Source organism: Pseudomonas sp. S2_F03, assembly GCF_054668335.1.
On the sequence record NZ_CP162759.1, the window covers coordinates 4,579,541 to 4,592,497 of the forward strand.

The following is a 12,957-nucleotide window of genomic DNA, read 5'->3' on the forward strand; positions in this document are numbered from 1 at the left end:
GTTTCAGGTAAACCGGGGTAGCCCGAATGACGACTGCTTCGCAGCCGAACGCAGCCTCGCCGGGGCTCGACAGCTGCTACGGAGCCGAACGCAGCCTCGCCGGGGCTCGACAGCTGCTACGGAGCCGAACGCAGCCTCGCCGGGGCTCGACAGCTGCTACGGAGCCGAACGCAGCCTCGCCGTGGCTCGACAGCTGCTACGGAACCGAACGTCGGCGCTACAAGGGATCTCGTTCGTCCTTTAAATCTGCGACAATCGCCCCCCTGCGCCACTAGACGACTGAATTGCGTACCTGATGACCGACGAATCGCCCTCCATCGACAAACTGCTGAAAAACCTCGATCACGCCATGCTCGCCGACCGTCACCGGCTGCGGCGGCAGTTGCTTGAGCTGCGCAAGAAACCTGACGAGGCCAAGCTGGCCCTGTGGGTGACGCGCCTGCAGGCGTCCTGTGATCAGGTGTTGGCGCGACGCGCCAGCCTGCCGGTGATTCGTTACGACGACAGCCTGCCCATCGCCGCCAAGCGCGACGAAATCAAGGAAGCGCTGCTCAAGCATCAGGTGCTGATCATTGCCGGCGAAACCGGCTCGGGTAAAACCACTCAGTTGCCGAAGATCTGTCTGGAAATCGGTCGCGGCCAGCATGGCCTGATCGGCCACACCCAGCCCCGTCGAATTGCGGCGCGCAGCGTCGCCAGCCGGGTCGCCGAAGAATTGGCGACGCCGCTGGGCGCGCTGGTCGGCTATCAGGTGCGGTTCGAGGACCAGAGCGATTCCAACACCCTGATCAAACTGATGACCGACGGCATCCTGCTGGCGGAAACCCAAAATGACCGCTACCTCGAACGCTACGACACGATCATCGTCGACGAAGCCCACGAACGCAGCCTCAACATCGACTTCCTGCTGGGTTACCTGAAAACCCTGCTGCCGCGTCGCCCGGACCTGAAAGTGATCATCACCTCGGCGACCATCGACCTGGAGCGCTTCTCCAAGCATTTTGACGACGCGCCGATTGTCGAAGTCTCCGGCCGTACCTTCCCGGTAGAAACCTGGTATCGCCCGCTGACGCTGGAGCAGGACGAAGAGGGCAACCGCGTCGAAGATGACTTGACTGTGGACCAGGCGATCCTCGCCACCCTCGACGAAATCGCCGCGTTCGAACGCAGTGAGCGCAAGAGCCCCGGCGATGTGCTGGTGTTCCTGCCCGGTGAGCGCGAGATTCGTGACGCGGCCGACATGCTGCGCAAGGCCCAGCTCAAGCACACCGAAATCCTGCCGTTGTACGCACGGCTGTCGCCGGCCGAGCAACAGCGGATTTTCCAGTCGCACCCCGGACGCCGCGTCGTGCTGGCGACCAACGTTGCCGAAACCTCGCTGACGGTGCCGGGCATTCGTTACGTGATCGACAGCGGCACCGCGCGCATCAGCCGTTACAGCTATCGCGCCAAGGTCCAGCGCCTGCCCATCGAAGCGATTTCCCAGGCCAGCGCCAACCAGCGTAAAGGTCGCTGTGGTCGGGTCGAGCCCGGTATCTGTATCCGCCTCTATGGCGAAGACGATTTCATCGGTCGTCCGGAATTTACCGACCCGGAGATCCTACGGACCAACCTCGCCGCCGTGATCTTGCAGATGCTGCACCTGCGCCTGGGCGAGATCACCGATTTCCCGTTTATCGAACCACCTGACGGCAAAGCCATCAGCGACGGTTTCAACCTGCTGCAAGAACTCTCGGCCGTTGACCGCAACAGCCAGTTGACTCCGCTCGGGCGTCAATTGGCACGCTTGCCGGTGGACCCGCGCATGGGCCGCATGTTGCTGGAAGCAGCGAAACTCGGCAGTTTGCAGGAAGTGCTGATCGTCGCCAGCGCCATGTCGATTCAAGACCCGCGCGAACGTCCACCGGAGCGTCAGCAAGCGGCGGACCAGGCGCACGCGCAGTGGAAAGACGTGGACTCGGACTTCGCCGGGCTGGTCAATCTGTGGCGTGGTTTCGAAGAACAACGCCAGGCGCTGACGGCCAGCCCGTTGCGCAACTGGTGTCGCAAGAACTTCCTCAACTACCTGCGCCTGCGCGAGTGGCGCGATTCTCACCGGCAGTTGAGCCTGATCTGCCGCGACATGCAGTTGCACATTAATAAAGAGCCGGCGGACTACCCGAAACTGCACAAAGCGGTGCTGGTGGGGCTGCTCAGCCAGATCGGCCAGAAAACCGAAGACGGCGATTACCTCGGCGCCCGCCAGCGACGCTTCTGGATTCACCCCTCGTCGGGGATCGGCAAGAAGCGCCCGCAATGGCTGATGACCGCCGAACTGGTGGAAACCACCAAGCTGTACGCGCGCATGGTCGCCAAGATCGACGCCGACTGGATCGAACCGCTGGCCGGGCACCTGATCAAGAAAAACCACTTCGAACCGCACTGGGAGAAGAAGCGCGGCCAGGTCGTGGCGTTCGAGCAGATCACCTTGTTCGGGCTGATCGTGGTCGGTCGCCGGCCGGTGCATTACGGGCCGATTGACCCGGTGGTATCGCGCGAGTTTTTCATTCGTGAAGGCCTGGTGCGCGGCGAGATTCAATCCAAAGCCAAATGCCTGTCGGCCAACGCGCAGTTGCTGGAACAACTCGACGAACTGGAAGCCAAGGCCCGTCGTCGCGACATCCTCGCCGACGAAGAAACCCTGTTCGCCTTCTACGATGCACGGCTGCCGGCAGAGATCCACCAGACGGCGACCTTCGACAGCTGGTACCGGATCAACAGCCAGAAAGACCCGCAGTTGCTGATCATGCGCGAAGAAGACGTGCTGGCTCGCGAGGCCAGCGAAGTCACCGCCCTGCATTACCCGGACACGCTGCACATCGGCGATCTGGAGCTGGCGCTGAGTTACCACTTCGAACCCAATCATCCGCGCGACGGTGTGACCTTGCGGGTGCCGGCGCCGCTGTTGCCGATGCTGCCGCCGGAACGTCTGGAATGGCTGGTGCCGGGTGTGATCGAAGCCAAATGCATCGCGCTGGTGCGCAACCTGCCCAAGGCTTTACGCAAGAATTTCGTGCCGGTGCCGGACTTCGTCAAAGCCGCGTTGCAGCGCATGACCTTCGCCGAGGGTTCATTGCCGCTGGCGCTGGGCCGTGAATTGCTGCGCATGACCGGCGCGCGGGTCAGCGATGAGGCGTGGGCCGAAGCGGCGCAGCAGGTCGACAGCCATTTGCGGATGAACCTGGAAATCGTCGACGGCCAGGGCAAGTTCCTGGGCGAAGGGCGTGATCTGGCGGAACTGACCGCACGATTTGCCGAAGCCAGTCAGGCGGCGTTGGCGGTACCGCAAACCGCGAAAAGCCAGCAGCCGGTGGAGGCGAAAGTCTTTGCCGCCGTGGCCGAGAAAACCCAGCAAAAGATCGCCGGGCTGTCGATGACGGTTTATCCGGCGTTGGTGGAAGAGGGCGGCACGGTCAAGGAAGGTCGATTCTCGACGCCGGCCGAAGCCGAGTTCCAGCATCGCCGCGCCTTGCAGCGTTTGCTGATGCAGCAACTGGCCGAACCGGCGAAGTTCCTGCGCAGTAAGTTGCCGGGCCTGACTGAGCTGGGCCTGATGTACCGCGACATGGGGCGCGTCGATAGCCTGGTGGAAGACATTCTGCTGGCCAGCCTCGACAGCTGCATTCTCGACGGTGAAGACCCATTGCCGCGCGACGGCGCCGGGTTGGCGGCGTTGGCCGAGCGCAAACGTGGCGGCTGGACCGAGCACGCGGAGCGTCTGGCAAAGCTGACACTGGAAATCCTCAAGCTGTGGCATGGCCTGCAAAAACGCTTCAAGGGCAAGATCGACCTGGCGCAAGCGGTGGCCCTGAACGACATCAAGCAGCAGCTCAGTCACCTGGTGTATCCGGGCTTCGTTCGGGAGACGCCGATGCAGTGGCTCAAGGAATTGCCGCGCTACCTCAAGGCAATCGAGCAGCGTTTCGAGAAGCTGGGCGCTCAGGTGCAGAAAGACCGGGTGTGGAGCGGCGAATTGTCCGGCCTCTGGACCCAGTACCAGACTCGCGCCAATAAACATGCCCAGGAAGGCAAACGCGATCCGCAGCTGGAGCTCTATCGCTGGTGGCTGGAGGAATACCGGGTTTCGCTGTTCGCTCAGCAATTGGGGACGAAGGTGCCGATCTCCGACAAGCGCCTGAATAAACAGTGGACCCAGGTCGAACCGTAGAACCCTCGGGTTGTAGGAGCTGAGCTTGCTCGCGATGGCGGCCTCAAGGACGCCATCGCCGGCAAGCCGTGCTCCTACCGATACGCCCTTGCGTTTGAGGAAGGTGCTTTATCCAGCAAAAGGCGCCAAATTCTAACGTTTATGGCAAACTTCGCGCCTATAAACACCGGCCCCACGGTTTTGAGCCTCTACGGCCGCGGGCAGGTCGGGATAAAGCGATGCCAGGTTTGCGTCCCCCGGATGGGAATAGACCCTTTGTGTGTTGGTACGTCGGTGCCAATGCTTTCTGCCTGAACAGATTAGAGAAACGACCATGCATAACGTCGTCATCAGCGGCACCGGCCTGTACACCCCGGCCAACAGCATCTCCAACGAAGAGCTGGTGCAGTCTTTCAACGCCTACGTCGCGCAATTCAACGCCGACAACGCCCAGGCCATTGCCCGTGGCGAGATCGAGGCGCTGACCGAGTCCAGCGCGGCGTTTATCGAAAAAGCCTCTGGCATCAAAAGCCGCTTTGTCATGGACAAGGACGGCATTCTCGACCCGCAACGCATGGCACCACGCCTGCCGGAGCGTTCGAACGACGAGTGGTCGGTGCTGTGCCAAATGGCCATCGGCGCCGCCGAACAAGCCTTGCAACGCGCCGGCAAGACTGCTGCGGACATCGACGGTGTGATCGTCGCTTGCTCCAACCTGCAACGCGCCTACCCGGCCATTGCCATCGAAGTCCAGGAAGCGCTGGGCATCCAGGGTTTCGGTTTCGACATGAACGTTGCCTGCTCCTCGGCGACCTTCGGCATTCAGGCGGCCGCCAACAGCGTGCAACTGGGCCAGGCCCGGGCCATCCTGATGGTCAACCCGGAAGTCTGCACCGGCCACCTGAACTTCCGCGACCGCGACAGCCATTTCATCTTCGGTGACGCGGCCACGGCGGTGATCATCGAGCGTGCAGACCTGGCGACGTCCAAGTACCAGTTCGACATCGTCAGCACCAAGCTGCTAACCAAGTTCTCCAACAACATTCGCAACAACTTCGGCTTCCTCAACCGCGCGGCGGAAGAGGGCATCGGTGCCAAGGACAAACTGTTCGTGCAGGAAGGCCGCAAGGTATTCCGCGATGTTTGCCCAATGGTTGCCGAGTTGATCGCTACGCACCTGGAAGAAAACCAGCTTAACGTCAGCGACGTGAAGCGCTTCTGGCTGCACCAGGCCAACCTCAGCATGAACCACCTGATCGTCAAGAAACTGCTGGGTCGCGAGGCCACCGAAGAAGAAGCACCGGTGATTCTCGACACTTACGCGAACACCAGTTCCGCCGGTTCCGTGATTGCGTTTCACAAGAACCAGGATGATCTGCCTGCCGGTTCCCTGGCGGTGCTCAGTTCGTTTGGCGCCGGTTACTCGATTGGCAGCGTGCTGCTGCGTAAGCGTTAAGCGAGAGTTTGTGTTCCTTTTCCTTGAGCTGTAATGAAATTTCCCTACATTCGAAACCGTCAGGACGCTGTAACTTTCGGAAATGACAGCAGGACAACCTTTGGGTGACGTCCTGTTGTAGTCAAATTCGAGTTCAGAACAAGGAAACTGTTTGATGGCGGCTGATGACACGCAATTGCTGGAACGATTGCTGGCAGGGGAACAACGCGCTTTCAAAGAGCTGGTCAGCACCTACCAGAGCGCCATGCGCGCGGTGGCGTATGCCATTGTCGGCAGTCGGCATGCCGACGAAATAGTGCAGGATGCGTGGCTGTCGGTGGTGCGCAACCTGAGCAAGTTTGAAGGGCGTTCGAGCCTCAAGACCTGGTTGCTGACCATCACCGCCAACGCGGCCAAAGGTCGCTACAAGCAAAATCGCCGCGAGGTGTTGCTTGATGATCTACCGTCACCCCACGGGACCATTGATGACGATCGTTTCTCGTCTGGCGATGGTCATTGGCTGGTGGCGCCGTTTGCCTGGCACCAGGACACCCCGGAAGCACTGCTGACCGAAAACGAGCTGCGCGAATGCCTGGAGCATACGTTGCTCAGCCTGTCGGAACTGCAACGCAGCGTATTGTCACTGCGCGAGCGTCAGGGCCTGGAGCTTGAAGAGATCTGTAATCTTTTGGAAATCTCGCTCTCCAATGTTCGCGTGCTGCTGCATCGGGCACGGTTGAAGGTATTTGCGACCGTGGAGCATTTTGAGGAGACAGGGGAATGTTGACCTGCAAGGAACAAGTGGCACGTTCCAGCGATTATCTCGACGGTCAGTTGAGCTTTCGCGAGAAGTTGATGGTTCGCCATCATCTGATGTTCTGCCGTAATTGCCGGCGGTTCATTCGTCAGATGCGGCTGATGCAGGCGACGTTGCGTGCCATGCCGGAAGAAACGGTACCAGACGTCGATGCACTGGCTGAACGTCTCGCTGCCGAGCGTCGCAAGGACAATCCGTAGCAGAGGATATTTATCGCGCGGATCAAGAAACAGGCTCGCGTGGATGAACCGAACGGATGATGGGGATCAATCCATCCACGCCAGACTGTAGAAAGCGGCCCGGGCTTCCTTGCCCGGGTCGTAGCGAGGTAAATCAGAACTTCGCTTCAGCATCCAGCTGCAGGGTGTTGATGTCGGAGTCGGTCTTCTTGATGCTGGCGTTGGTGTAGTCGGAGTTAGCCATGAAGTACGTGGCGCCGAGGTTGAAGTTCTTGTCCAACTCGTAGCTCACTTTCAGCTTGCTGCCGCGCGAACCGGTGTAGCCGTTGGCGAAGTCGGAGTCGGTGAAGGCACCCACCACAGAGTTCTGTTGGACGTCGCGGTAGTTGTAGTCCACTGCGAAGCCGTAGAACTTGGACTTGACGCCGGCCAACCAGCCAGTGTCCTGATCGTTGCTCGCGTCTTTGTTGTTGACGTACTGACCGTACAACGAAAGCGGTACTGGCAGGTTGGTGAAGTCGAGCTGACCAAAACCTTCATACAGCTTGAACGTTTCGCCCGGGCTGTTGCCATTGACGGCCAGTGCGCACGGCGCGGTGACGGTGCCGGTGGTCGGGCAAGCACTGTTGCTGTCGTTGTCATACGAGTAGATGCTGCCGCCCAACGTCATTTTCATGCTGTCGGTGATGGCGAAGCGTGCACCCAACTGGCCGGCGTACAGACGCAGGTCATGCTTGAACTGCACGCCTTCACCGTCGACGTTGTCCTTGAGGGTGTAGTGACCGGCGCTACCGAACAACTCGGTGCTGCCGCTCAGCGGGTATTTGTAGGTCGCAGCCAGGCCTTCCGGGTTGATGTCGCTATCCCAGATGATGTCGCCCATGCTCACCCATTGCTGTGGCATCTTGCCGCCAACCAGGTGCAGGTTCTTGATCGCGTCAGGGTGGTAGTCGACGTAACCCTGGTCCAGCCAGATCGACTTCTTGTCGAAGTAGTTGTTCAGGTCCTGGTTGGTGGAACGGGCATCGTCGTTGTTGCCGGTGGCGATACGGATGCCGGTGTCGACTTGCGGGTTGATTTCGCTGTAGGCACCCAGGCGGGCACGAATGCGCTGGCGATCCTGGTCTTTGTTGTTTGGAACGCCATCGTTGTGCACGGTTTCCTCACGGAAGCGCACGTCGCCCTTGAATTGGGTCTTGGCAGCCCACGCCAGTTTCTGGTCGAAGGTGCTCAGTTCAGTGGTTTTCTTCGCGGTTGCTGCGATCTGCTCGTTGGTCTCTTGCTGAGCCTGACGGGCGATTTGCTGATCTTTCTGATCCCGGGCCAGTTCAGCTTGCAGTTCACTGTACTGCGCAGTGGTAATCGAGCCGTTTGCCTTGAGCATGTCGAGCAGTTTGGCGTCGACTGCGGCGCTGGCCGAAACGCTCATGGCCAGCAACAGCCCGCCACACAGGGCCGCCGCAGTTTTCGTGGAAGCAAGACGCATATCAATCTCCGAAGATGAGAGTGGATGACTGAGCCATCCAGGGCACAACCGACCATTGATGGACGGAAAACAGTGGCCGGGTATAACCCGGCGCTATAAAAACAGGCGCCAGTATCGCGATGGTTTATGACAAAGCAGTGGCGAAGTGATGGCGTCTAGATGACGATAAAAAGGCTGTTTGAACTTTTTCTTCGGACGTTTGTCGGCGAAACGCGTGTGTGCAACCGGTGGCGATAAGCGATACTCGCGAGGCTTTCACGCAAGAAGTGGAGAGGAAGTTGATGCCGCTGCAACGTTTGGAAAATCTGTCTGAAATCGCACCCCAGGCCTGGGACACCCTGGTGCCTGAGAATCAGCCATTTCTGCGCCACGCCTTTCTCAGTGCGCTGGAAGACAGTGGCAGCCTGGGGCCGCATTCCGGCTGGCAGCCCGAGCATTTGTTGCACATGGAAGGTGATCGGCTGATCGCCGCGCTGCCCAGTTACCGCAAGTGGCATTCTTACGGCGAGTACGTGTTCGATCACGCCTGGGCCGATGCCTGTGAGCGAGCTGGCATCGACTATTACCCCAAATTATTGACCGCCGTGCCCTTCAGCCCGGTCAGCGGGCCACGGCTGCTGGCGGCCAGCGTCGAGGACGGTTTCGAGTTACTCAAGAGCTTGCCGGGGTATCTGGAGATTGAAGAACTCTCCAGCGCGCACATCAATTTCACCGATGCGTTTACGGACGCGGCACTGGCCGAACAACCCGGCTGGTTGCAGCGAATAGGCTGTCAGTACCACTGGCAAAATCGCGGCTATCGGGACTTTCAGGACTTCCTCGACGTCCTGAGTTCACGCAAGCGCAAGCAGATGCGCAAAGAACGTGAACAGGTAGCGGGGCAGGGGATTGCGTTCGAATGGCTTGAGGGGCGGCAACTGGATCAGGCGCAGTGGGATTTCGTCTACGCCTGCTATGCCAATACCTATGCGGTACGTCGACAAAGGCCTTACTTGACGCGCGAATTCTTCAGCCTGCTGGCCGAGCGCATGCCGGAATCGATTCGGGTGGTGTTGGCCAAACAGGGCTCAAGACCGGTGGCCATGGCGTTCAGTCTGGTGGGGGGCGACAGTTTTTACGGTCGTTATTGGGGCTGTCTGGCCGAGTTTGATCGACTGCATTTCGAGACCTGTTTCTATCAAGGTATGGATTATGCGATTGCCAACGGTTTTCAGCGTTTTGATGCCGGTGCCCAAGGCGAGCACAAACTGATTCGCGGGTTTGAACCGGTGATCACGCATTCCTGGCATTACTTGCGCCATCCCGGCCTGAAAGCAGCGGTCAAAGACTTCCTGCAGCAAGAACGCGTTGGGGTGTTGGCGTATGCCGAGGAGGCGAGGACCGCCTTGCCTTATCGGCAAGACTGATCCTCGTCCCAGGCCTTAAGTGTCTTCCTTGCCCAGCCACCGATAGAGCACACCGCCGACTATCGCGCCCAGCAGTGGCGCCACCCAGAACATCCACAGTTGTTGAATCGCCCAGCCGCCGACGATCAGTGCCGGGCCAGTACTGCGCGCCGGGTTGACCGAGGTGTTGGTGACCGGGATCGAGATCAGGTGGATGAGGGTCAGCCCCAGGCCGATGGCGATGGGGGCCAGTCCCGCGGGGGCGCGTTTGTCGGTGGCGCCGAGGATGATCAGGATGAACATCGTCGTCATCACCAGTTCACAGACAAACCCTGCCGCCATGGCATAGCCGCCAGGAGAATGTTCGCCATAACCGTTGGATGCCAGGCCACCGGCCAGGTCGAAACCGGGTTTGCCGCTGGCAATGAAGTACAGTAATGCGGCTGCAATTATCCCGCCGATGACCTGCGCAATGATGTACGCCGGCAGCTCCTTGGCGGGAAAGCGTCCACCGACTACCAACCCCAATGACACGGCCGGGTTAAGGTGACAACCGGAGATATGGCCAATAGCGAACGCCATGGTCAGCACCGTCAACCCAAACGCCAGGGACACCCCCAGCAAACCGATCCCCACCTCCGGGAAAGCGGCGGCCAGCACCGCACTGCCACACCCCCCCAACACCAGCCAGAACGTACCAACCAACTCTGTCGCTGAACGTTTGAATAGAGACATAGAGCGTGCCCTTTCGAGGTTTTACTGCCTATCGCATCCAGCAGATGGACTGCAGAACCATCACCAGAACCTTGGCTGAGTACAGCAGGGTTTCAAGAGAATTCCAGCAGGTAGCCGAGGGCCGATCGTTCCCACGCTCTGCGTGGGAATGCTTCAAGGGACGCTCTGCGTCCAGTGACGCGGAGCGTCACCGGCTGCATTCCCACGCAGAGCGAGGGAACGATCAGACAGGATCTGTGGTGAGAACAAGACTCAATCGATGCCGACAAAGCCTCCGGTCTGGTGCTGCCACAACCGTGCATACAACCCGCCATGGGCCAGCAGTTCGGCGTGGGTGCCGGTTTCGGCAATCTTGCCGTTTTCCAGAACCACTAGCCGGTCCATCCGGGCGATGGTCGAAAGTCGGTGAGCGATGGCAATCACGGTTTTGCCCTGCATCAGGGTTTCCAGGCTTTCCTGGATCGCTGCTTCCACCTCCGAATCCAGTGCCGACGTGGCCTCGTCCATGATCAGGATCGGCGCATCCTTGAGCAGCACGCGAGCAATCGCAATACGCTGGCGCTGACCCCCGGAGAGTTTCACCCCGCGTTCACCGACATGCGCATCGAAGCCGGTGCGGCCTTCGGCATCGGACAGCAAGGGGATGAACTCGTCGGCGCGGGCCTTGTGGACCGCGTCCCAGAGCTCTGCGTCGGTGGCGTCGGGTTTGCCGTACAGCAAGTTGTCACGGATCGAACGGTGCAACAGCGACGTGTCCTGGGTGATCATGCCGATACGCTCGCGCAGGCTTTCCTGGCCGACATCGGCAATGTTCTGGCCATCGATAAGGATTCGCCCGCCCTCCACGTCATACAGACGCAGCAGCAGGTTGACCAAGGTCGATTTCCCGGCACCGGAGGGCCCGATCAGGCCGATCTTTTCACCGGCCTTGATGCTCAGGTTGAGGTCGCCGATGATCCCGCTCTTCTTGCCGTAGTGGAAATCCACGTGCTCGAAACGCACTTCGCCACGGGCGACGGCCAGCGGTTTGGCCTCATCCCGATCGGTCACGCTGACCGGTTGCGAGATGGTCTGCAAACCGTCCTGGACCATGCCGATGTTTTCGAAGATGCCCGTGACCACCCACATGATCCAGCCGGACATGTTGACGATGCGGATCACCAGACCAGTGGCCAGGGCAATCGCGCCCACGGAGATCAGCGACTGCGTCCACAGCCACAGCGCCAGGCCGGTGGTGGTGACGATCAGTAAGCCGTTCATGCTGGTGATGACCACGTCCATGCTGGTGACCACGCGACCGGCCAGTTGGGCCTTCACCGTCTGTTCTTCGATGGCTTCCTTGGCGTACTGCTGTTCGAAGTTGGTGTGGGCGAACAGTTTCAGCGTGGTGATGTTGGTGTAGCCGTCGACGATCCGCCCCATGAGTTTGGAGCGTGCATCGGAGGCGACCACCGAACGATCCTTGACCCGTGGCACGAAGTAACAGAGCGCGCCCATGTACGCCGCGATCCAGCTCAGCAACGGGATCATCAAGCGCCAGTCGGCTTCGGCAAACAACACCAGCGAACTGATCGCATAGATCAGCACGTGCCAGAGCGCATCCACCGCTTGCACGGCCGAATCGCGCAGCGAGTTGCCGGTCTGCATGATGCGCTGGGCGATGCGCCCGGCGAAGTCGTTCTGGAAGAAATTGAGGCTCTGTTTGAGCACATAACTGTGGTTCTGCCAGCGGATCATGCTGGTCATGCTGGGGCTCAGGGTCTGGTGCACCAGCAAGTCATGCAGGCCAACGAACACCGGGCGCAGGATCAGCGCCACCACGGCCATCCAGGCCAGTTCAATGCCGTGTTCCTTGAAGAAGTCGGCACCGGGCGTGCCTTGGGCGAGGTCGATGATGCGGCTCAGGTAGCTGAACAGCGCCACTTCGATCAGTGCGCCGAACAGGCCGACGATCAGCAGGGCGGCGAAGCTTGGCCAGACCTGCTTGAGGTAGTAGGTATAAAAGGAGAACGCGATCCGGCGGAGCGGCCGTCGGGGCGTCGCGAAACACGTCGATCAGTTGTTCAAAACGGCGATAAAGCATCAGTTTCTCGCCCGTAAACGGGCTCTCCTTTAAACGGTTTGAGCGTTGCCGGCAAAACCGGCAACGGCTCTGACATCCCTGTCCAGCTTAGTCTCAGTCGATGCGCTTGGCCGACTTGATGAGGACCGGGTCGGCCGGCACGTCTTTCATGCCACCACGTACAGTGGTCGGCGAGTTGACGATGATGTCGACCACGTCCATGCCTTTGACCACTTTGCCGAACACTGCGTAGCCATCGCCCTGATCAAGGAAATCGTTGTCCTTGACGTTGATGAAGAACTGGCTGGTGGCCGAATCAGGCGCCGAGGTGCGTGCCATGGACAAGGTGCCACGAACGTTGACCAGACCGTTCTTGTGTTCGTTCTTGATCGCGTCCTTGGTTTCTTTTTGTTGCATTTGTTGGGTGAACCCGCCGCCCTGGACCATGAATCCAGGAATCACACGGTGGAAAATCGTGTTGTTGTAGAAGCCGCTGTCGACGTAATCAAGAAAGTTCTTGGTACTGATCGGCGCCTTGACCGGGTCCAGTTCGATTTCAATCTGGCCGTTGGTGGTTTCCAGCAGAACGTGCGGCGCCTTGGCAGGCGTCGCAGCCATCAGGTTGGCAGCAAACAGCACGGAGCCGGCGACGAGGGCGATTTTTTTCAGCAT

8 protein-coding genes and 1 pseudogene are annotated in these 12,957 nt (G+C 59.8%); 5 read left to right on the plus strand and 4 right to left on the minus strand.

Going from position 1 to position 12,957, the window contains the following annotated elements; translation table 11 throughout:
• Positions 1 to 295 precede the first annotated feature (295 nt).
• The 4 genes from hrpA (at position 296) to AB4N76_RS21425 (ending at position 6,638) form a co-directional block, all read left to right on the plus strand.
• Complete coding sequence (gene hrpA, locus AB4N76_RS21410; RefSeq protein ID WP_077430698.1) at positions 296 to 4,207, plus strand: ATP-dependent RNA helicase HrpA; 3,912 nt, start codon at positions 296 to 298, stop codon at positions 4,205 to 4,207.
• 313 nt (positions 4,208 to 4,520) lie between these two features.
• Complete coding sequence (locus tag AB4N76_RS21415) at positions 4,521 to 5,642, plus strand: beta-ketoacyl-ACP synthase III (RefSeq protein ID WP_046033326.1); 1,122 nt, start codon at positions 4,521 to 4,523, stop codon at positions 5,640 to 5,642.
• 151 nt (positions 5,643 to 5,793) lie between these two features.
• On the plus strand, positions 5,794 to 6,408 hold the full coding sequence (locus AB4N76_RS21420) for an RNA polymerase sigma factor (RefSeq protein WP_046033327.1): 615 nt from the start codon (positions 5,794 to 5,796) through the stop codon (positions 6,406 to 6,408).
• Entirely contained in the window at positions 6,402 to 6,638 is a 237-nt protein-coding gene (locus AB4N76_RS21425; protein WP_046033328.1) for an anti-sigma factor family protein, read from the plus strand. The genes AB4N76_RS21420 and AB4N76_RS21425 overlap by 7 nt, the downstream gene beginning before the upstream one ends.
• A gap of 133 nt (positions 6,639 to 6,771) precedes the next feature.
• Here AB4N76_RS21425 and AB4N76_RS21430 read toward each other — a convergent pair whose 3' ends face one another.
• The gene (locus AB4N76_RS21430) at positions 6,772 to 8,103 is read right to left on the minus strand and encodes a putative porin (protein WP_046033329.1); all 1,332 of its coding nucleotides are present in this window, start codon (positions 8,101 to 8,103) and stop codon (positions 6,772 to 6,774) included.
• 281 nt (positions 8,104 to 8,384) lie between these two features.
• Between AB4N76_RS21430 and AB4N76_RS21435 the strand changes: the two genes are divergently transcribed.
• Positions 8,385 to 9,509 (plus strand): GNAT family N-acetyltransferase, encoded by a 1,125-nt coding sequence (locus AB4N76_RS21435; protein WP_077430697.1) that lies wholly within the window; start codon positions 8,385 to 8,387, stop codon positions 9,507 to 9,509.
• Positions 9,510 to 9,524: 15 nt separating this feature from the next.
• Here AB4N76_RS21435 and aqpZ read toward each other — a convergent pair whose 3' ends face one another.
• The 3 genes and pseudogenes from aqpZ to AB4N76_RS21450 form a co-directional block, all read right to left on the minus strand.
• Positions 9,525 to 10,223: an aquaporin Z gene (aqpZ, locus tag AB4N76_RS21440; RefSeq protein WP_046033331.1), complete on the minus strand. Its 699-nt coding sequence runs from the start codon at positions 10,221 to 10,223 to the stop codon at positions 9,525 to 9,527.
• A gap of 252 nt (positions 10,224 to 10,475) precedes the next feature.
• A pseudogene (locus AB4N76_RS21445) lies at positions 10,476 to 12,306 on the minus strand (ABC transporter ATP-binding protein).
• Between the two features lie 93 nt (positions 12,307 to 12,399).
• The gene (locus AB4N76_RS21450; protein ID WP_046033333.1) at positions 12,400 to 12,957 is read right to left on the minus strand and encodes a peptidylprolyl isomerase; all 558 of its coding nucleotides are present in this window, start codon (positions 12,955 to 12,957) and stop codon (positions 12,400 to 12,402) included.

Excerpts from the sequence above, each read along its gene's own strand:
- AB4N76_RS21435 (WP_077430697.1), top strand. The coding sequence starts at position 8,385 with ATGCCGCTGCAACGTTTGGAAAATCTGTCTGAAATCGCACCCCAGGCC.
- AB4N76_RS21430 (WP_046033329.1), bottom strand. The coding sequence starts at position 8,103 with ATGCGTCTTGCTTCCACGAAAACTGCGGCGGCCCTGTGTGGCGGGCTG.
- AB4N76_RS21425 (WP_046033328.1), top strand. The coding sequence starts at position 6,402 with ATGTTGACCTGCAAGGAACAAGTGGCACGTTCCAGCGATTATCTCGAC.
- aqpZ (WP_046033331.1), bottom strand. The coding sequence starts at position 10,223 with ATGTCTCTATTCAAACGTTCAGCGACAGAGTTGGTTGGTACGTTCTGG.
- hrpA (WP_077430698.1), top strand. The coding sequence starts at position 296 with ATGACCGACGAATCGCCCTCCATCGACAAACTGCTGAAAAACCTCGAT.
- AB4N76_RS21415 (WP_046033326.1), top strand. The coding sequence starts at position 4,521 with ATGCATAACGTCGTCATCAGCGGCACCGGCCTGTACACCCCGGCCAAC.
- AB4N76_RS21450 (WP_046033333.1), bottom strand. The coding sequence starts at position 12,957 with ATGCTGAAAAAAATCGCCCTCGTCGCCGGCTCCGTGCTGTTTGCTGCC.